We start from the raw sequence: 19,022 nt of genomic DNA on the forward strand, positions 1-19,022 counted from the left end.
GCGTGCAGGTTGGCATGACGATGCCGGTAATGGAGCCGGATCTGGACGCAACAGTTCTTCGCGCTTGGGCCACCGCCGTGGACAACGGCCCGTTCTCGTCGCTGTGCTGGGGTGAGCGCATCGCCTTCGACAACCCCGACAGTCTCACCTTGCTGGGTGCTCTGGCGGCGTGGACCGATCGGGTGCAGTTGGTGACGACGGTGATCGTCCCGCAACTGCACGACCCGGTGATGTTGGCCAAGGCGCTGGCCACCGGAGACATGCTCAGCGGCGGACGGTTGACGGTCGGCCTCGGGGTGGGCGGACGGCACGAGGACTATGAAGCCGTGGGTGCCGATGTCAGCACCCAGACCATGCGGGGCATGGCCGAGCGGGTGTCCTTGATGCGCCGGGTGTGGGCGGGGGAGAAGCTCACCGAATCGGTGCTGCCAGTGGGACCCGCGGCACGCGACGGGGGCCCGTCGCTGTTGGTCGGAACCATCGGCCCCAAGACGGTGCGCAGCGCCGCGGACTGGGCCGACGGGCTGGCGGGCACCACCTTGGATCTCGACGCCGCCGCGCAAAACGTGTTGTTCGACGTGGCGCGCGACGCCTGGGCCGCCGCGGGCAAGTCGAAACCCCATCTGGCGACGTCGTTCTGGTTCGCTCTGGGAGACCAGGACGCTGCCCGCGCCCAAGTGCACGCCCACCTGCGCCGCTACATGAACTGGATTCCCGCCGAGTTCGTCGACGCCATCGCCCCCACCACGGGATGGGCGGGCACCCAGAACCAGCTGGCTGCTGTGCTGCGTCAGTTCGAAGCCATTGGTACCGACGAAATACATTTGATTCCAACAAGTTCCGACCTGGATCAGCTCCAGGCGGTTGCCGATGTGGTGAAGGATTTCAGGTGACACAACCGAACTACGGTGCCTACCAGTACGAGATCTACTTCGGCGGTCTCACCGGGGTGCAACCGTCGTTTCCGATGTCGTTTTCCGAACTGGAGGCGCGCGCGGCGCAGGCGATGCCGCCGTCGGTGTGGTCCTACGTGGTGGGCGGCGCCGGCGACGAACGCACCCAGAACGTCAACGTCTCGGCCTTCGAGCACTGGGGGCTGATACCGCGAATGCTGGTGGGCGCCAAGGAGCGTGACCTCACCGTCGAACTGTTCGGCAAGACCTGGCCGGTGCCGCTGTTCATGGCGCCCATCGGCGTCATCGGCATCTGCACCCAGGACAACCACGGCGACATCGCCACCGCCAAGGCTGCCGCCCGCACCGGCATCCCGATGTTCGCCTCGACATTGATGGCCGATCCGCTGGAGGCCGCCGCGGCCGAATTCGGCGATACCCCTGGATTTTTCCAGTTGTACTGTCCCACCGACCGTGAACTGGCGGCCAGCCTGGTCAGCCGGGCCGAGGCCGCCGGATACGCCGGCATCGTCGTCACGCTCGACACCTGGGTGCCGGGCTGGCGCCCGCGTGACCTGAGCACCGCGAACTTCCCGCAGCTGCGTGGCAAGTGCCTGGCCAACTACACCAGCGACCCGGTGTTCCGCAGCAAGTGCGGCGTGGACGGCGCCACCGTCGACGCCGACCCGCGGTCCATCGTGGCGTACTGGGCCGGGGTGTTCGGCAATCCGCTGACATGGGACGATCTGCCGTGGTTGCGCTCGCTGACATCGTTGCCGTTGATCCTCAAGGGCATCTGCCATCCCGATGACGCGCGTCGGGCCATCGACGGTGGGGTGGACGGTATCTACTGCTCCACCCACGGCGGCCGCCAGGCCAACGGCGGACTGCCTGCCATCGATCTGCTGCCCGGTGTGGTGGAGGCCGCAGGAGATGTGCCGGTGCTGTTCGACTCCGGGGTTCGCTCGGGCGCCGAAGTGGTCAAAGCGCTTGCGTTGGGGGCCAAGGCTGTCGGGATCGGCAGGCCGTATGCCTACGGTGCGGCCCTCGGCGGTGCGGACGGTATCGCCCACGTGGTGCGGTCCATCCTGGCCGAGGCCGACCTGATCATGGCCGTCGACGGGTACACCTCACTGGCCGACCTCACCCCCGAGGCCTTACGCCGCGTTCTCTAGGGATTTCGGCGTGAATACAGTCGCTCAGCGACCGGAATCACGCCGAAATCACTCGTCGTCGTAGTCGTAGGAGAGCACTTCGAACGGCTCGGTGGGCACTTCGACCACCGCCATCTCGGCAGCGGACTCGGAAGGCACCCGCTTACGCGCGAGGGCCACAAGGGCCTGCTCGGTGCCCACGTCGTGACCAGCCTGCTCCGACAACAGCCAGCGCACCTCCAGCAGATCGCAGAAGGCCTGAATGGCGGTGCCCGCGTTACCCACCGCCGCATGGGCGCGGTGCATGGTGGGGGTGGCGACCTCCATGAGCCACAGCCGCGCGGCCGTCGACTCGTCGACGTCCTCACCGGCCTCCCGGCACAGCTGTGCCTGGTAGGCGTGCAGATCGCCGAGCAGGATGCGGGCTTGCCCTTCGCCGACGTCCAGGCCGGTCAGCGCCCTCAGATGGAGCGCGTGGTAGCGGCGATCGCCGACGGCGACCTTGAGCCGCAGCTGGCTCGGGTCTGCCGAAACCGGTTGCAGCGACACCTCGTCGACAGCGAAGCCCAGATCGTTGAGCTTGCGGATGGTGCTTTCCACCTCGTAGCGATCGGCGAACCCGAAAACCGGTTCGGTGTGCAGGGTTTCCCACAGCCGGTCGTAGGTCTCGCGGACGCCGAACGCCTCGGCGATCAGCGTGTTGTGCAGCTCTTCGGGCCGATTCAGCCGGGCGGCCAGATCCACCATGCCCGCCGCCACGTTTTCCACCAGGATCTCCATGTCCAACTGGCGTTGCCCGTCGGACAGTTTGGGGTGCACGGCGCTGGTCTCGGCATCCACCAGCGCTGCCTGCAGCACCTGGCCGTCACGGGAGAACAGCGTGTTGGCCAGCGAGCAGTCGCCCCAGAACACGCCGTGGCGGTGCAACTCCACCATCAGCGACGCCATCGCGTCGAGCAATCGGGCGCGGTGGCGGGTCTGGTCGGGCGGTAGTCGCATGAACAGCCGGCGGTACTGCCAGGAGCCCTCGAGATACCGGGTCACCAGGATGGCGGTTTCGTGTTCGGGTTGCAGCACCACACCGGCCGGGCGGACGGCGTTGAGCTCCATCTCTTCGAGCTGGCGCAGCACGTCGTACTCTTTGACGGCGACCCGCGGCGGCAGGTCTTTCAGCGCCCACAGATGCCCGTCGCATTCGACGAACTTCACCAGGTGCCGGCTGGGTCCCACGGCGATATCACGCAGCGGTACCTCGGGCACCATCCACTCCGACAGTGGGCGGTCCCACGGCAACGCCATGAGATCGGGGGTCGGCGCCCGCAGCCGAAGCTCAGGGGCACGCACGGGATCAGCCGGTGGTGACGGGCTTGCGCTGCTCTGAACCCGCCGTCCGGGTGAGGTTTCCACCGGTCTGCGGGTCGAAGAGGTGCAACCGGGAGGTGTCGAGCCAGAGTGTGGCCTTGTCGCCGGAGCGCACCCGGCTCAGCGGATCGAGTTCCACGCACAACTGGGTGCGCAGCTGTTCGCTGTCCAGCTCGGAGGCGAGCTGCGCCAGGTGGCTGGTGATCTCGTCGGGAGCCTCGAACGGCACGAAGGCGTACTGCTCGTTGCCCAGCCATTCGGTCATCTCTATGTCCACGTCGAAGGACACTCCGCGGTTGGCCTTGTCGGCATCGACCAGGGAGGCGTCCTCGAAGCTGCCCGGCCGGATCCCGGCGATGTACACCTTGCCCTCTTCGGTGACCGACTTCCACTCCGGGCGCATCGGGATGGTGACGAACGGCAGCTCGAGCTGGTCGCCGCGCACCGAGGCGGGCACGAAGTTCATCGGCGGTGATCCGATGAAGCCGGCGACGAACAGGTTGACCGGCTGATCGTAGAGCTCGCGGGGGCTGGCAACCTGTTGCAGCACACCCTTTTTGAGCACCGCCACCCGGTCGCCCAGGGTCATGGCCTCGGTCTGGTCGTGGGTCACGTACACGGTGGTGACCCCCAGCTTGCGCTGCAGACGCAGGATCTCCATCCGCATCTGACCGCGCAGCTTGGCGTCGAGGTTGGACAGCGGTTCATCGAACAGGAAGGCGTCGGCCTGACGCACGATGGCCCGGCCCATGGCCACGCGCTGGCGCTGACCGCCGGACAGGTTGGCCGGTTTGCGGTCCAGATGGTCCTGCAGTTCCAGCGTTTTCGCTGCCTCGGTGACCGTCTTGCGGACCTCGTCGTCGGACATCTTGCCGGCCAGCCGCAACGGGAAGGCGATGTTCTCGAACACCGTCAGGTGCGGATACAGCGCGTAGTTCTGGAACACCATCGCCAGGTTGCGGTCACGGGGCGCCTTGTCGTTGACCCGTTTTCCTCCGATCACCATGTCGCCGGAGGTGATGTCCTCCAGGCCCACGATCATCCGCAGCAGGGTGGATTTGCCGCAGCCCGAAGGGCCTACGAGGATCATGAACTCGCCGTCGGCGATGTCCAGGCTGACGTCGTTGACGGCAGGGAACCCGTCGCCGTACTTCTTCACGATGTGATTCATGGTGATCTCGGCCATGGTTATCCCTTCACTGCTCCTGAGGTCAGGCCCGCGACGATCCGGCGTTGGAAGATGAGCACCAGGATCACCACGGGGATAGTGACGATCACTGAGGCGGCCATGATGTAGGGCACGGCCGATTCGAAGTACGACGCGCCCTGGAAGAACGCCAGGGCCGCGGGGACGGTGCGGGCGCTGTTGGTGGACGTCAGCGATATCGAGAACAGAAAGTCGTTCCAGCAGAAGAAGAACGTCAGGATCGCGGTGGTGAACACACCGGGCGCGGCCAGCGGCACGATCACCTTGCGGAACGCCTGCCATTGGCTGGCCCCGTCCACCTGGGCAGCGTGCTCCATCTCCCAGGGGATCTGCCGGAAGAACGCAGACATGGTCCAGATGGACAGCGGCAGTGCGAAGGTCATGTACGGGATGATCAGGCCCAGCCAGGTGTCGTAGATGCCCAACCCGCGCCACATGTTGAACAGCGGGCCCACCAGTGCGGCTTGGGGGAACATCGCGATACCCAAGGCCAGCGACAGCAGGACCTTCTTGCCGCGGAACTCCAGTCGGGCGATCGCGTAGGCGGCGAACATCGCGATGACCACGGAGATGACGGTGGCCACCAGTGCGATGCCGATCGAGTTGATCAGAGCGCGGGTGAACAGTGAATCACTGAAGATGGTGGCGAAGTTGTCGAATGTCCATGTGGTGGGCAGGAACTGGGGACTGCCGGACACGATGTCCGACGGCGGCTTGAACGCCAGGCTGATCATCCATGCCAGGGGAAAGAAGCTGTAGATGACGATGCCGATGCCGGCGATGGTCCACCACCGGTTGGCTTTGGCGGAGTTCACTGATCACCCCTCACCTGAGACAGGTCGGTCTTGAAGCCCTTGACGAACACGAAGGCAATGGCCACCACCGAGAGGAACAGCAACACCGAGACCGCCGATCCCATACCGAGATTCACCAGGGTGACGTTCTGCCGGTAGGCCAAGAACGAGATGGTCTCGGTGTTGTTGGCGCCATTGGTCATCACGAACGGGTTGTCGAAGATCCGCCAGGCGTCCAGTGTGCGGAACAGCAGCGCCACCATGATGGCCGCCTTCATGTTGGGCAGTGTCACCTTGTAGAGCCGCTGCCACGCGGTGGCACCGTCCACCTTGGCCGCCTCCTGCATGTCCTCGGGCACCTGCACCAGACCCGCCAACAGCAGCAGCGAGATGAACGGCGTTGTCTTCCAGATCTCGGACAGGCAGATCACGAAGATCGCCGACCACCGGTCACCGAACCAGTCGAACGCGCCCAGGTTGAGCCACTGGTTGATGAAGCCGGAATCGATGGCGAAGGCGTAGCGCCAGATGAATGCCGAAACCACGGTGACGATGCCGTAGGGGATCAGGATCGCCGTCCGCAGCGGCCCGCGGCCGCGGATGATGCGCAGCATCACGAACGCGAACCAGAACCCGAGCACCAGTTCCACCGCAACGGTGACGACGGTGATCAGTGCGGTGGTCATGAAGTCGTTCCACCACACCGGGTCGGTCAGGATCACCAGGTAGTTCTGCAGACCGACGAATGTCCGGCCGGCGGGGTCGGTGAGCCGGTAGTTGTACAGCGAGAGCACCAGCGCGTACCCCAGCGGGTAGGCCGTCACCAGGATCATCACGATGTACGACGGCAGGGTGAGGTAGAAGCCGAGCCTGCGCTCGCCCTTCACCCGGTCACTGGTGGTGGCCGGAGCCTCGTGTTTGTTTGCCGGCTTGCGCTCGTTTTCCAAGGTGGTCACAGAAGCCGCCTTCCACTGAGCACATCGGCCATGAATTCGTCTGTCCGCGCCGGTGTTTCGGCGGTCACCGATGCCGGCGGATGCCAGGTCTGGAAGATCGACCCCGCGACGTCGACGTAGAAGGGGGTCAGCGGCCGGGGGCCGCCGTCCCCGATCGACTCACGGATCAGGTCGGCGTTGGGGTAGTTCTCCCGGACTTCCGGGTCGTCGTACGATGCCGCGTACGGCGACGGTTCGCCCTCGTCGAGCATGTACTGGGTGGCCTTGTCGAGGGCGTTGACACATTCCACCAGTGCGACGGCTTCGGCGGGATGTTTGGAGTAGGCACCTATTCCGAGGTTGGCGCCACCCAGCGGCGGTGCGCTGGGTCGGTCGGGGAACACCCGGGGATAGCGGGCCCAGCCGATGTCGTCGACGACGGCCTGGTCCAGGCTGCCCTCCTCTGCGGCGCCCCGCGCGGCGGCCAGAACGTAGGGCCAGTTGAGCATGAAACCGCCACGCTGACCCTGGAATGTGGCGCGGGCCTGCTCCTCCTGCGCATTGGACAGATCAGGCGGAGCGGCGGGGGAGCGGCCGAGGTTGCCGATGATCTCGGCGGCCTTCTCACCAGCCGGACTGGCCAGCGCGGGTTTGGCGTTGCGACCGGCCTCGGCGTCTTCGAGAATCTGCCCGCCGCCCGAGAGCACCAGCGCATTGACCCACACCATGTAGCCCTCGTAGCGGGCGCCCTGACTGGCGATTGTCTTGTCTTGTGCCACTGCAGCTTTGATCATCTCGTCCCAGGTGAAGGACTCGCTGGTGGGGTCGACGCCCGCCGCTTGGGCCAAAGACTTGCGGTACCAGAGCAACTGGGCGTTGGTCTTGAAGGGGGCGGCGAACAGTTGATCCTTCCACATCCCCGTCTCCACCGGCGCGGGCAGCATGCCGTTGGTCAACCGCGCGGTTTCGTCGGCCGTGAACGGCCGCAGGAAACCCGCATTCGCGAATTCGGCGGTGTACACCACGTCGACGCTGATGACGTCGATGGAGGTGTCACCCGCGGCGAGCCGGCGAACCAGCTGCTCACGCTGACCGGTGGCATTGGCGGGCAGCACCTCGAGGCTCACTTGGTAGGCGCCACCGGATGAATCGGCGCATTGCTGGGCGCGGCTGGCTGCTCCACCGTTGTCCGGCATGGCGTACCACGTCAGAACCGGGGGCCCTGACGCACCTCCGCAGCCGGAGAGCAGCCCCATCGCCAGGACAGTCGCCGAGGCGGTCGCCACCGCACGACTCATACGTTTCATCAGCCCTCCACCGCCACAGTGCGGACACAGGTCATGTGATCTGCGACTTTCATCTTGGGTTAGTGTGGCATACATCATAAAAGCGTGGAAAGGCCCCCTGGTCTCGAAAACGTTGCGACCGTGCCGACGGATGCCGAGGTCAGGGTGAAAGTCACGGCGTCGCATTTGGTTTCGCTTGACACGCCACCGAGCACATCTCAGGCTGTGACGGTAACTATCTGGGCGAACGGTGAGGGAGACCCGAGTGGCGGACGCGGCATGGTGGAAAACGGCGGTCGTCTACCAGGTCTACATCCGCAGTTTTGCCGACGGTAACGGCGACGGAATAGGTGACATCTCCGGTCTGACGTCACGGCTGCCGTACCTCGCCGCACTCGGTGTCGACGCGGTGTGGATCAATCCGTGGTATCCGTCGCCGATGGCAGACGCCGGCTACGACGTGGCCGACTTCCGCGACATCGAACCGTCCTACGGCACCCTGGAGCAGGCCGACACCTTCATCGCCGCAGCGCATGACGTGGGCATCCGGGTGATCCTGGACATCGTCCCCAACCACACCTCCGATCAACATCCGTGGTTCCTGGCTGCCCTGCGCGACGAACCCGGAGCCCGGCAGCGTTATCTGTTCCGCCCGGGACGGGGAACCAGCGGCGAACTACCGCCCAATGACTGGCAGTCGATCTTCGGCGGGCCGGCGTGGACACGAGTGGACGACGGCACCTGGTACTTGCATCTGTTCGCACCCGCGCAGCCCGATCTGAATTGGGAGCATCCGCAGGTGCGTTCGGAGTTCGAGAGTGTGCTTGCCTTCTGGTTCGACAAGGGCGTCGACGGTTTCCGTATCGACGTGGCTCACGGCCTGGTCAAAGAGGACGGCCTGCCCGACCGGGGCGCGCCCACCGTCGGAGCCCAGCACAACGCGTCGCACCCGGCGTGGGACCAAGACGGTGTGCACGAGATCTACCGTGGCTGGCGGTCGGTCGCCAATCGTTATGCGCCGGAACGGGTTTTCATCGCCGAGGCCTGGGTGCCCAGTAACGAGCGGCTGGCGCGGTATCTGCGCCCCGACGAGCTGCACACGGCATTCCAGTTCGACTTCCTGCGTGCCCCGTGGCAGGCGAGCAGCCTGCGGACGGTGATCGACGACGCCATGGCGGGCGCGGCATCGGTGGGAGCACCGCCCACCTGGGTGCTGTCCAACCACGACGTGCCGCGCACGGTGACGCGGTACTCCCGGTCACAGCCCGAGGCCCTGGTCGAGAGCGAATGGGAGCGCTCGCGATGGGCGGAGGAGGAAGCAGACCACGACCTGGGACGACGCCGCGCCAGGGCCTGCGCGCTGCTGCAGTTCGCACTGCCCGGCACGGCGTACGTGTACCAGGGTGAGGAACTGGGTCTCGAAGAGGTCGAGGACCTGCCCTCCGATGTCCGTCAGGATCCCACCTGGGTGCAATCCGATTTCACCGATGTCGGGCGCGACGGTTGTCGGGTTCCGCTTCCGTGGACCGACGGCACTGCGCCGTATGGATTTTCACCCCCGGGGTCCACCTCGACTCCCTGGCTGCCGCAGCCGCCGCACTGGGGTGAACTCTCGGTGCAGGCCCAAGAAGGTGATGCTGGGTCTGTCCTGCACCTGTACCGCGCCGCACTCGCGGCGCGAGACGAGTTGTGGGGTTCCGACGCCGAGCTGCACTGGCTGGACACCGCCGACGATGTGCTGGCTTTTGGCAGGGGGGCATCGCAGTGCTGGGTCAACACCGGGCCGGTGGAGGTGCCGCTGCCCGCGGGGGCGTCGGTGGTGGTGGCATCGGTGCCGGGCGTGGCCGACATGCTGCCGTCCGATGCCGCGGTGTGGCTGCGGGCCTGAGCGCGCGCTTCGACCGTGGAGGTGGGACGCTTGCTGGTGTGTCGCAGCCCTCGACCCGGATCTCGCGTCTCAGCGAGAAGCAGAGCGCCTCGCGCGCTGATCTCCACGCACTCCTCGATGCCACGCCGCTGGCCACCATCGCCTTGGTGCGTGATGGCCATCCGGTCGTGTTTCCCACCGGATTCGCCCGCATCGACAGCTACTTCGTCATCCACGGCTCCACCGGATCACCCTGGATGCGTGCGGTGGCCGGCGGAGCCGCCGTCGCGGTGTCGGTGACCACACTCGATGGAGTGGTGGTGGCGCGCAGCGGTTTCGAATCGTCGTTCCACTACCGCAGCGCGGTGCTGTACGGAGTCTTCGAACTCGTCGGGCCGGAGGACAAAGAGGCGTATCTGGAGGCACTGACCGACACCTTCATCCCGGGTCGGGTGGCGGAGCTGCGATCCAGCAACCGCAGGGAACTGGCCGCCACCCTGACGCTGCGGATGCCCATCGGTGAGGACAACTGGTCGTTGAAGATCAGCGACGGCTGGCCCGAGGACCCTGAATCCGATGTCGCCATCGGGGCGTGGGCCGGGGTGGTGCCGTTGACCACCGTGTACGGCACACCGCAACGTGCACCCGATTGCCCCGAGGGCACCCCGGTACCAGATTCGGTACTGCGCATGACGGGGGAACTGGCGAACCGGCGCCATGTCGAATGAACCCGCGCTGCCGCCGATCGTCACTCGTGAGCAGTGGCGCTGGGCGAACTGCGCGACGGCGATCGGGTATGCCATACCTGGCAGACACTCACCCTCCGGATTGTCGCAGCATCCGCCGCACGAGTGGGTCCGTCGGCAGAACCGATACTGAGCTGCGGCTACGGTCAGAATTGCCGCGACTCCTGCACGAGCTTCATCAGCAGGGGAGAGGCAAGGCTCAGACCGCCACCGCCGTCGCCGCGGTCCTCAATGCCGTAGCACGGCACCAGATTGCGGATGGCGCCGTTGCGCGCAAGCACCGAGGGGACATGAGGAACGTCAGATTCGGCATCGTCGGCTTCCCAGTCGACCGTGTCCGGCGAGGTTCCCGGCCAGTTCGTCGCCCGCCTCACATAGGACGGCGTGTGGCTGAACGCCACCGTGGGTGCCAGCCTGGTGAAGACGCCGGAAGGCGAGGCCTGATCGATCGCGAAGTCAATGAGGTCCTGTGTGCTCGCAGGGGCATACGGCTCGGAGTCAGCCGGCCGCAGTGTCGACAATGAAGTTGCCGCGCATTTCGTGAGCGAGGCAACTACGGTCCAGAAGCCGCCAGCTTGTTCGCGTGCCGACAGCGCTGCGATGGTTCCGATTGCGCCGAGATACCCGGTCAGGTAGTCGTTCAGCAGAACCGACACCACCGTGGGCGCAGGCAGATCTTCAGAGTGGGCGTGCATGACGCCGGTGACTGACTGGGCTATCTGTTCGAACCCGCGTCGGGCTGCCCATGGTGAATCTGGGATGTAGCAAGACACCTGCGTGAAGATCAGGTCCGGGTTGACGCGACTCAAGCCGTCCAAGTCGAGGCCGAGTCGGGCCAATGCCTCGGGCCGCTGGCTCGACACCAGCACGTCGGCGTCGGCGAGCAGGGCGGCCAGGCGCGCCATCCCAGACTTGCTCTTGATGTCGAGTGCGATGTTGCGCTTGCCCCAGCTGACGTCGAGCCACAGCGGAAGAACCCAATCACCCATGGGTGGTTGTACTTTGATTACGTCGGCGCCCTGTTCGGACAGTAGCTTGCCTATCGTCGGGCCCGCAATTAGATGGGTCAGCTCCACCACCCGCACTCCGTCGAGGGGGCGGCGGAAAGCTTCGCGGAGCCGGCGTGTGCCGCCCGATCCCCGGGACCTCAGCTCGACCATGGGACGCTGGGCAGTTGCGGCGCCCTGGGGGTGGTCCAGCCACTCGTCGGGAGACCGCACGATCCCCAATGCCAGACCGGCAGCTGCGGCGCCCTCCTCGAGCTCCGACGATGACCGCTTCTGGACAGACCGGCCGATGGCCGCGGCGGAGTTGGCGCAGTCCAGGAATCCGAGCAGCTTGTCGCGCAAATGTGGGTGCAGGCCGATCATGGTGGCGTATCTGTCGTCGGCAGTGCGGTAGGTGCCGTTGTCCGGGCCGATGGGCCACGTGTCCATCAGCGTGCCGTAGCCGTTGAGGAAGTGCATCTGCCCGGAGTTCAAGGCCAGCCCGCAGTGCCGCCGGTTCAGGGACATCGTTTGGTCGGGTAGGCCGCGCTGGGTACCGAGATGCTCGACGACGCCGCCGTAGGCGGCCATGATCCCCACGGCGTAGTCGTGGATCGCTATCGGGCTCGGCGAATAGGCGGTGGCTTCGACGACGTCGACCTTGGACTTGTCGAGCCCGAACGGCAGGGCATCGGCGACAGCGTTGAAGATCGACACCTGTATCGGATTGGTGATCATCGTCCTGCTCTCGGCTCGGAGACTTACAGTTACACAGCGTCTTTGGTCGTCTGATCTGTCGTGACTCGATGGTTGTCGATCCAGGTTCGCCTGGTCCATGGAGCCTGTGACAACGTGAGCTCGGTCTGGTTGTGCCTGATCACAGTGCCTTAAGCTGTCGCAGGTTCTAGTCTGAAACATCGTGGCGGCCGGCGATATAGAGGCTCAGATTGCGGCAATCGGCGCCTCTTTGGGCGGTCGGTTAGATGAACTCGCCCAACGTGTGGTCACTGCCATTCGCGCGCAGGTCGAGTTCTACCGCGTCACCTCTGTGATAACTGACGAGAGGTTGCTTGCGGATACCACTACGAACCTGCGGTTCGTCTTTGCCGCATTGGAACAGGCGCAGGTTTTCGACACGACGCCAGCGGTCACCACGGGTAACGCCCGTGCTTCTGCGGGAGTACCACTGCCGTCGGTCATGCATGCCTTCCGGGTGGCTTCGCACGAGATGTGGAATGTGTTGATCGAACTGTCGCAGAACTCCCCGGAGATCAGCGCGGAGACGTTGTTGCGCGCCACGGAACTGTTCTGGCAAGCCCAGGATCGCTACACCGACACGATGGTCGGTGCGTACCGGAATCAGTCGATGCAGCAGGTGCTCGACGACGAAGCAGAGCGTGCCGCGTTAGCCGAAGCGCTGCTGGAAGGCCGGCTGTCCAGAGACCACTCTCTGTGGGAGGTGGCGCAGCTGCTGCGTATCCCCGCTGACGGCCCCTATATCGTGGTGGCCGCGTCAGTGCCGATGATCGGCAGACAGGCACTCCCGGGCGTGGCGTCGATGCTGCGAAGCATCGACGTGTTCTCCGCGTGGCGCCTGCTGCCCGATGTCCAGATCGGCATCGCCAGAGTGCCCACCGACGACATCCATGACGCGACGATCGGTCTCCTGGAACGTATCTCGACGTCGCGAGTAGGTGTGAGTCCCCGATTTGACGATCTCGCTGATACCGCTCAGGCGCTGAGGTTTGCGCACTCGGCACGTGCTGCCCGACGGCGTGGCGAGAATAAGGTGGCGCTCTTCGAGAACAGCGTGCTCGGTGTGGCGGCCATCAGCGCGCCCGAGGTTGCGACAAAACTGGCCACAGTGGTGCTCGGCGGATTCGATGATCTTCCGCCGATGGAACGCGAGGTGTTGTTCGATACTTTCCGGGTCTGGGCCGAGGTTGGTGGCTCGGTGCAGGAAGCCGCCGCGCGACTGGTGTGCCACCCCAACACCGTGCGATATCGGCTCAAGCGCATCGAAGAGCGTGCGGCGCGCTCGCTCTCGGTACCGAGGGATCTTGCCGAACTGTGTTTGGCTTTCGAGATCGTCGACCGCGGTCACTGAATCAGATTGTGCTTCATCACACCGGCGCGCCTCCTTGATTGGCACTGCGTACATCGACTCCGGCGCCGGGGCAAACGAAGATTCAATCAGTGTCGCGGACGGCGGCGGAAGTACGAGGGGAGACGGTGTGGAGACGAAATCAGATGGCTCGCAGCAATTGTGGAAGATCCTGCTGCTTTACGGCCTCTGCGCCGCTGTTCTTGGCACGTTGATTCTCGTGTGGCCTGATGCCAGTGTGTTTGCGGCGGCCATCTTGTTCGGAGCCTACCTCGCAGTCGGTGGAGTGGCGCAGATTGTTCTTGCGTTCGCGTTACCGCTCGCCTCGACAACGGGTCGAGTACTGATGTTCGTCAGTGGTGTTTGCTCAGTCGTGCTGGCAGTTCTGTGCTTCCGCAGTATCGCGGATTCGGTTCTTCTGCTGGCGATTTGGATCGGTGTCGGGATGATCTTTCGAGGCGTGGCGCAGGCAGTGTCCGGAGTAACGGATCCGGAACTTCCTGGTCGCGGGTGGATCATCGTCAGTGGTGTACTGAGTTTGGCGGCTGGGTTCGTTCTACTGGCCTATCCGTTTTCGTCACTGGACGTGCTTACGCTGGTGTCAGGCTGGTGGCTGCTCATCCTCGGGATGGCTGAAATCGTGTCCGCGGTTCGAAGCCGGCGCGCCGTCGGTCCCCTGCCCACTGCCGCCGGATTGATGTCATGACCACGATCGACTTGACGCAAATGGAGCTCCGCGAGGTTGCCGATGCCAACGCGTCGGGCCGCACGCCGGTGGTGTTCGTTCACGGCCTGTGGCTGTTGGACTCGAGTTGGGACCGATGGGCGACCTACTTTCACACTGCGGGTTACGCACCCGTCACGCCGGGCTGGCCCGACGACCCGGAAACCATCGAGGCAGCCCGACAGGACCCATCGGTGTTCGCAGGAAAGGGTATCGGCGATGTCGCCGCCTACCAGGCAGCTGTGATCGACCGCCTTGACCGCAAACCCGCGGTGGTCGGTCATTCCTTCGGGGGGCTGTTGGCGCAGATCCTGGCGGGTCGCGGACTCAGTTCTGCGACCGTCGCCATCGATCCCGCGCCCACCCGCGGTGTGCTGCCACTGCCTGCAACGGCCTTGAAAGCGGCGGCGCCAGTGTTGCTCAATCCGGCCAACCGGCATCGCGCGGTGGCACTGACCTTCGAACAGTTCCGTTTCGGCTTCGCCAATGCCGTGTCCGAGGAAGAGGCCCACCAGCTTTACCAGCAGTACCACGTACCAGGTTCCGGTATCCCGGTCTTTGAGGCCGCCTTGGCCAACCTTGATCCGCGCAGTGAGGCCAAGGCCGATGCGACCAACCCCGATCGTGGGCCCATGCTCATCGTTTCCGGTGAGCAGGATCATCAAGTGCCCTGGGCGATCGCCAAGGCCACCTACAAGCGGCAGGCGAAGAATCCCGGCGTCACCGAGATCGTCGAAATCCCTGGCAGAGGCCACTCGCTGACTATCGACCACGGGTGGGAATCGGTTGCCGAGGTGGCCGTCGAGTTCATCTCCCGGTTCGTTGGTTGAGTACGAGTGCGCTCAGGGCGCCTTGCGGCCGGCTGGTGCGGGTGAATCATCTGTATAGCCGAAAAGGCTTTCGGCTTGTCGGATTCCGCTGAGGTACGCGCCGTGGACGATGCAGAAGAACTGCGGAAACTCACGCCGCCCGACCCCGGCCATGTGATGACGGTAGCTGCCGAGGTGAACCGATGGGTCCAGAGTTCAGCATTTTCTGAATAAAGAAAATGGTGTACTGTCGGCCGCATGCAAACCGTGGCCCACACCGAGGCGCTCGCCCGCTTCGGGCACGCGCTGTCGGATTCCACCAGAGCACGGATCCTGCTGAGCCTCAATCGTGAACCCGGCTATCCCGCCGAGTTGGCCGAACAGCTCGGCGTCTCGCGGCAGATCCTGTCGAACCACCTGGCATGCCTGCGTGGTTGTGGCCTGGTGGTGTCGGTGCCCGAAGGTCGGCGGGCCCGATACGAACTGGCCGACTCGCGCATCGGACATGCCCTCGAGGATCTGATGGGACTGGTTCTCGCCGTGGATCCCCACTGCGAGTGCCCAGGTAGCGGCGGGGCCCCCTGCGGATGTGGCTGCGCGTGACTCTCACCGACGACCGGCGGCAACTGCTTTCCCGCCGGATCCGGTGGTTCGTGGCGGCCACCATCACCTACAACGTCGTCGAAGCCGCCGTGGCTCTTGCCGAGGGTGCGCGCGTGTCCTCCACCGCCCTGATCGGCTTCGGTCTGGATTCCGTGATCGAGGTGGCCTCGGCGGCGGCGGTGGCCTGGCAGTTCGCCGGAGGTGACCCACAGGCGCGGGAACGCACCGCCTTGCGCGTCATTGCCCTGTCGTTCTTCGGGCTGGCGGCATTCGTCACCGTCGACGCCGTACGAGCGCTGGCGGGAGTGGGGGAGGCGCAGCATTCCACCATCGGAATCGTCCTGACCGCAGTCAGTCTCGCCATCATGCCGGTGCTGTCGTACGCGCAACGGCGGGCGGGCCGAGAACTCGGGTCGGTCTCCGCGGTGGCCGATTCCAAACAGACGTTGCTGTGCACCTATCTCTCGGCGGTGGTGCTCGCAGGCTTGGTGCTCAACGGCGCCCTCGGCTGGTTCTGGGCCGACCCGGTGGCGGGCCTGGTGATCGCCGCAGTGGCCGTTCGCGAAGGCCGAGAAGCGTGGCGGGGCAGGGCCTGCGGTTGCTGCTGAGTCACAACGCCGAGGACACGTAGTTGACCGTGTAGCTGGTGTCGGAACCCGGAACCACCACCGTGTGGGTGGCTGCTCCGCCGTCGGACCAGGAACCGAACACCATCTGCTGACCTCCGATGGTTTGCGGTGAGATGGCCCCGAGCGTCCTGGTGACTCCCACCACTGACTGCTCCGAATACGTTCCGGTATGCGGAATTCCGTCAATCGTGTACCGCGCCTCGGGATCATTGGCGCCGAAGGTGAGCGTGACGAGATTGGGGCGGACGTCCTTGACGGTGGTGGTGGTCAGACCACTGCTGTCGGTCACCGTCAAGATCACCTTGTAGTAGGTGTTGGCCAGCTGGTCGTAATCCGTGGGCACCCGGAAGCTCAGATCCGGCCCGGTGATGTCGGCCAGGAACGGGTGCTTGTGGTCGGCATGGTGGAACTCGACCGTCCACGTGTACGCGCTGGCGGGCAGCGTGCCGTCCTGAACGTCGTCGGCCTCGGCCCTGAAGGTCACCGTGTCGCCGGCGTTGTAGTTGTAGCCACCGGGACTGGTGACCTCGAAATCAGCTGCCGGAGGGGTACTTCCGACGACGATGCGCTGCGTCGTGACATTCTGCTTCTCACCGTCGCTGACGGTGAGGGTGACGGTGTACGCGGTGTAGGTACCGGAGTTGGTGAACACGACCGTGGGATCGGCAACCGTCGAGGTCTGGCCGTTGCCGAAATCCCAGCGGTACGTCAGCGGATCACCGTCCGGATCGCTTGACTGTCCTGCCGAGAAGTCGACCTGGAGCTGGTTTCCGGCTCCGGATGTGGTTGAGGCCTCGATGACTGCGACCGGTGACCGGTTACCACCCGACGGGGCGATCACCGACAACACACCGGGGTAGATGTTCAGCTGGTAGATGTCGCCGTTCGGTGCCTGGGTGAGCTTGACGGCAGCGCCGGCCGCGCTGTCGAAGGTGCGCTCGCTGATCAGGCTCGAGTACTCGTCGTCGAAGGTCAGTTCGCGGATCCAGCCCAGCGAGTAGTCGGCGATCAGAACTTTGCGTTGCCCCGCCGGTGTCGAATCGTCGTCGAGAACCAGCACGGACGTGATGGAACCGCTGTTGGTGGGCTGGGCGTGCGGATAAGCGTAAAGAGGGTTGACGTAACCGCAGTTGTCGCACGGCCCCTCCGCCGCCGGCCAACCGTAATTCGCGCCTGCCACAATGAGATTGAGCTCTTCCCACGAGCCCTCGCCAACGTCTCCGGCCAGCAGGGCCCCGGTATCGGGATCAAAGCCGAACCGGAACGGGTTGCGCAGGCCGTAGGCGTAGATCCGCTGGGTGATCTCGTTGGAATCGGTGATGAACGGGTTGCCCGCGGCGGCCGAGCCATCGCGGTTCAGCCGCAGGATCTTGCCGTGGATGTTGGTCAGGTCCTGGGAGTTCTCCGAAGGTCTGGTGTTGTTGCCCACGGCCCAGTAGAGGTACTGGCCGGTGGGGTCGAACTCGAGCTCACCGCCATGGTGGAAGTCGTTGGCCTGCTCGGTCGATTTCACCAGCAGGGTTTCGGAGCCGAGTTCGGTGAGCGACGGCGACATCACGAAGCTCGAGAGGCGATCGTAGTTGTCCGCCCCGGTGTAGGCGGCGTACACGGTGCGGTAGCCCGCCTCACCCTCGGCCCAGAAGTTCGGATCCACCTCGATGCCGATCAGTCCGCGTTCGCCGCCCGCGGTGACCACGTTGAGCTTGAGCACAGTGGTGACCACGCCGGTGTGCATGTCGTAAACCTTGATGGCTCCGGACTTTTCGGCGATCACGACGGCGTGGATGTGGTCCGGGTCGTCGGGATCCATGATGAAGTCGAAATCCGTCGGCTCGTTCAAGCCGGACACCACCACGGTCCGGTCGAATTCCTCCGGGAGCGCGGTGGAATCGGCGCAGGACTGCAGGAACGCGCCGACGGTCGCCGAGATCTCGCGGCCCCACGGCGAGTTGTACACCTCGGTGTCGAGCCAGTCGTTCACCCGGTTGTTGATCATGGTGATCGTCTGACCGATGGGGGAGCGGTTGAACGCAGCGACCGCGAAGTCGATCTGGCGCCGGGCCCACGCCAAGGCCGTCCACAGCACGGTGTTCTGCAGGGGATTGGCCGGCGAATCTGTTGTACCGGAAGACATCTGGTTGCTGAAGAACTGCTGGATGCCCGTGATGGCGCTGCACAGGCACTGCACCACCGCGGCATTGATCCGCTCCTGCACTTGTGCAGGGGTGGGCAGACCGAGCGCGGTGCCGATCTGCTTGCCCCAATCCTCAAGCAGGTTGGTCGTGGCCCGCTGCGCTGTGGTGGCGTGGAATGGGGTGATCTCGGCGACGGGTGCGTCCTGCTGTGCCTCGACGTCCTCGCTGACCGGCTCCGCCTCCGTGGCAGCCTGCTCCTCGACGGGCTCCTCGGTGGGATCCGACGCTGACTCCTCGACGGGCTCGGTGGACTCCGCGGGCTCTTGGCCGACTTCGGCGTCGTCTTCGGCTACCTCGTCGCTGTCGTCTTCGGAGGCTTCATCGTCCGGGCCGTCTTCTTCAGCGGGTTCTTCCTCAACGGATTCCTCTTCAGTGGCTCCCTCGTCGAGGGTGTCGTCGTCTTCGGCTTCGTCCTTGCCGGCGTCGTCGCTGTCGGTGGTGTCGGTGTCGGCAGCATCGTCGGAGGTGGTGTCCGAGGAGGCGCCGGAGTCGGGTGACCCGGTATCCGACGACGATGTGCTGGACGCATCCGCGGTGGAGGTTTCTGCTTCGGCCCACCCCGCGCCCGGTGAGGCCACCGCCCCGAACACGCCCAACGCGACGGCGAGGATACCGACCCGGCCGACGTACCTGGCGTACCGGCCCGGAGCGGGTGCACCAGGATCGGCATGCCCGCCGAGAGCTGAGATGGTCATGGCAGCTAATCCCCCATGGTTGCGAGTTCTCCG

16 protein-coding genes are annotated in these 19,022 nt (G+C 65.1%); 9 read left to right on the forward strand and 7 right to left on the reverse strand.

What is annotated here, in order from left to right:
- Nucleotides 1–14: 14 nt before the first annotated feature.
- Both BVC93_RS19360 and BVC93_RS19365 read left to right on the forward strand, forming a co-directional pair.
- Complete coding sequence (locus BVC93_RS19360) at nucleotides 15–893, forward strand: LLM class flavin-dependent oxidoreductase (RefSeq protein ID WP_083738895.1); 879 nt, start codon at nucleotides 15–17, stop codon at nucleotides 891–893.
- Nucleotides 890–2,068: an alpha-hydroxy-acid oxidizing protein gene (locus BVC93_RS19365; protein ID WP_236950027.1), complete on the forward strand. Its 1,179-nt coding sequence runs from the start codon at nucleotides 890–892 to the stop codon at nucleotides 2,066–2,068. The genes BVC93_RS19360 and BVC93_RS19365 overlap by 4 nt, the downstream gene beginning before the upstream one ends.
- 48 nt (nucleotides 2,069–2,116) lie before the next feature.
- Here the strand turns inward: BVC93_RS19365 and BVC93_RS19370 are convergent, their stop codons facing one another.
- From BVC93_RS19370 to BVC93_RS19390, 5 genes are read right to left on the reverse strand one after another with little or no spacing between them, the layout of a single operon-like run.
- The gene (locus tag BVC93_RS19370) at nucleotides 2,117–3,391 is read right to left on the reverse strand and encodes a DUF4032 domain-containing protein (protein WP_083738896.1); all 1,275 of its coding nucleotides are present in this window, start codon (nucleotides 3,389–3,391) and stop codon (nucleotides 2,117–2,119) included.
- A gap of 4 nt (nucleotides 3,392–3,395) precedes the next feature.
- Nucleotides 3,396–4,595, reverse strand: a complete 1,200-nt coding sequence (locus BVC93_RS19375; protein ID WP_083738897.1) for an ABC transporter ATP-binding protein — start codon at nucleotides 4,593–4,595, stop codon at nucleotides 3,396–3,398.
- 2 nt (nucleotides 4,596–4,597) lie between these two features.
- Nucleotides 4,598–5,431, reverse strand: a complete 834-nt coding sequence (locus BVC93_RS19380; RefSeq protein ID WP_083738898.1) for a carbohydrate ABC transporter permease — start codon at nucleotides 5,429–5,431, stop codon at nucleotides 4,598–4,600.
- A complete protein-coding gene (locus BVC93_RS19385) occupies nucleotides 5,428–6,366 on the reverse strand; it encodes a carbohydrate ABC transporter permease (protein ID WP_236950028.1) in 939 nt (312 codons plus the stop codon). Before BVC93_RS19385 ends, BVC93_RS19380 begins: the two co-directional genes overlap by 4 nt.
- Nucleotides 6,363–7,652: an extracellular solute-binding protein gene (locus tag BVC93_RS19390; RefSeq protein WP_083738899.1), complete on the reverse strand. Its 1,290-nt coding sequence runs from the start codon at nucleotides 7,650–7,652 to the stop codon at nucleotides 6,363–6,365. The genes BVC93_RS19385 and BVC93_RS19390 overlap by 4 nt, the downstream gene beginning before the upstream one ends.
- A gap of 244 nt (nucleotides 7,653–7,896) precedes the next feature.
- Between BVC93_RS19390 and BVC93_RS19395 the strand changes: the two genes are divergently transcribed.
- Both BVC93_RS19395 and BVC93_RS19400 read left to right on the forward strand, forming a co-directional pair.
- Entirely contained in the window at nucleotides 7,897–9,519 is a 1,623-nt protein-coding gene (locus BVC93_RS19395) for a glycoside hydrolase family 13 protein (protein WP_236950029.1), read from the forward strand.
- Between the two features lie 38 nt (nucleotides 9,520–9,557).
- Nucleotides 9,558–10,226 (forward strand): pyridoxamine 5'-phosphate oxidase family protein, encoded by a 669-nt coding sequence (locus BVC93_RS19400; RefSeq protein WP_083738901.1) that lies wholly within the window; start codon nucleotides 9,558–9,560, stop codon nucleotides 10,224–10,226.
- Nucleotides 10,227–10,390: 164 nt separating this feature from the next.
- On the opposite strand, the gene BVC93_RS19405 is transcribed toward BVC93_RS19400, so the two are convergent.
- Nucleotides 10,391–11,968 carry a CoA transferase gene (locus BVC93_RS19405; protein WP_192860039.1) on the reverse strand — a complete coding sequence of 526 codons (1,578 nt, stop codon included), beginning with the start codon at nucleotides 11,966–11,968 and terminating at the stop codon, nucleotides 10,391–10,393.
- Between the two features lie 262 nt (nucleotides 11,969–12,230).
- On the opposite strand from BVC93_RS19405, the gene BVC93_RS19410 reads away from it, so the two are divergent.
- From BVC93_RS19410 to BVC93_RS19430, 5 genes are all read left to right on the forward strand, one after another.
- A complete protein-coding gene (locus BVC93_RS19410; RefSeq protein ID WP_236950030.1) occupies nucleotides 12,231–13,337 on the forward strand; it encodes a PucR family transcriptional regulator in 1,107 nt (368 codons plus the stop codon).
- A 127-nt stretch (nucleotides 13,338–13,464) separates the two neighbouring features.
- A complete protein-coding gene (locus BVC93_RS19415; RefSeq protein WP_083741169.1) occupies nucleotides 13,465–14,040 on the forward strand; it encodes an HdeD family acid-resistance protein in 576 nt (191 codons plus the stop codon).
- On the forward strand, nucleotides 14,037–14,888 hold the full coding sequence (locus BVC93_RS19420) for an alpha/beta hydrolase (protein WP_083738903.1): 852 nt from the start codon (nucleotides 14,037–14,039) through the stop codon (nucleotides 14,886–14,888). Before BVC93_RS19415 ends, BVC93_RS19420 begins: the two co-directional genes overlap by 4 nt.
- Nucleotides 14,889–15,125: 237 nt before the next feature.
- Nucleotides 15,126–15,470 (forward strand): ArsR/SmtB family transcription factor, encoded by a 345-nt coding sequence (locus tag BVC93_RS19425; RefSeq protein ID WP_083738904.1) that lies wholly within the window; start codon nucleotides 15,126–15,128, stop codon nucleotides 15,468–15,470.
- Nucleotides 15,455–16,078: a cation transporter gene (locus tag BVC93_RS19430; RefSeq protein WP_083738905.1), complete on the forward strand. Its 624-nt coding sequence runs from the start codon at nucleotides 15,455–15,457 to the stop codon at nucleotides 16,076–16,078. Before BVC93_RS19425 ends, BVC93_RS19430 begins: the two co-directional genes overlap by 16 nt.
- A 1-nt stretch (nucleotide 16,079) precedes the next feature.
- On the opposite strand, the gene BVC93_RS19435 is transcribed toward BVC93_RS19430, so the two are convergent.
- The gene (locus BVC93_RS19435) at nucleotides 16,080–18,989 is read right to left on the reverse strand and encodes a PQQ-dependent sugar dehydrogenase (protein WP_083738906.1); all 2,910 of its coding nucleotides are present in this window, start codon (nucleotides 18,987–18,989) and stop codon (nucleotides 16,080–16,082) included.
- Nucleotides 18,990–19,022 lie beyond the last annotated feature (33 nt).

The organism is Mycobacterium sp. MS1601 (genome assembly GCF_001984215.1).
Taxonomy (GTDB): Bacteria; Actinomycetota; Actinomycetes; order Mycobacteriales; family Mycobacteriaceae; genus Mycobacterium.

Excerpts from the sequence above, each read along its gene's own strand:
- BVC93_RS19360 (WP_083738895.1), top strand. The coding sequence starts at position 15 with ATGACGATGCCGGTAATGGAGCCGGATCTGGACGCAACAGTTCTTCGC.
- BVC93_RS19375 (WP_083738897.1), bottom strand. The coding sequence starts at position 4,595 with ATGGCCGAGATCACCATGAATCACATCGTGAAGAAGTACGGCGACGGG.
- BVC93_RS19390 (WP_083738899.1), bottom strand. The coding sequence starts at position 7,652 with ATGAAACGTATGAGTCGTGCGGTGGCGACCGCCTCGGCGACTGTCCTG.
- BVC93_RS19405 (WP_192860039.1), bottom strand. The coding sequence starts at position 11,968 with ATGATCACCAATCCGATACAGGTGTCGATCTTCAACGCTGTCGCCGAT.
- BVC93_RS19420 (WP_083738903.1), top strand. The coding sequence starts at position 14,037 with ATGACCACGATCGACTTGACGCAAATGGAGCTCCGCGAGGTTGCCGAT.
- BVC93_RS19425 (WP_083738904.1), top strand. The coding sequence starts at position 15,126 with ATGCAAACCGTGGCCCACACCGAGGCGCTCGCCCGCTTCGGGCACGCG.
- BVC93_RS19430 (WP_083738905.1), top strand. The coding sequence starts at position 15,455 with ATGTGGCTGCGCGTGACTCTCACCGACGACCGGCGGCAACTGCTTTCC.
- BVC93_RS19435 (WP_083738906.1), bottom strand. The coding sequence starts at position 18,989 with ATGACCATCTCAGCTCTCGGCGGGCATGCCGATCCTGGTGCACCCGCT.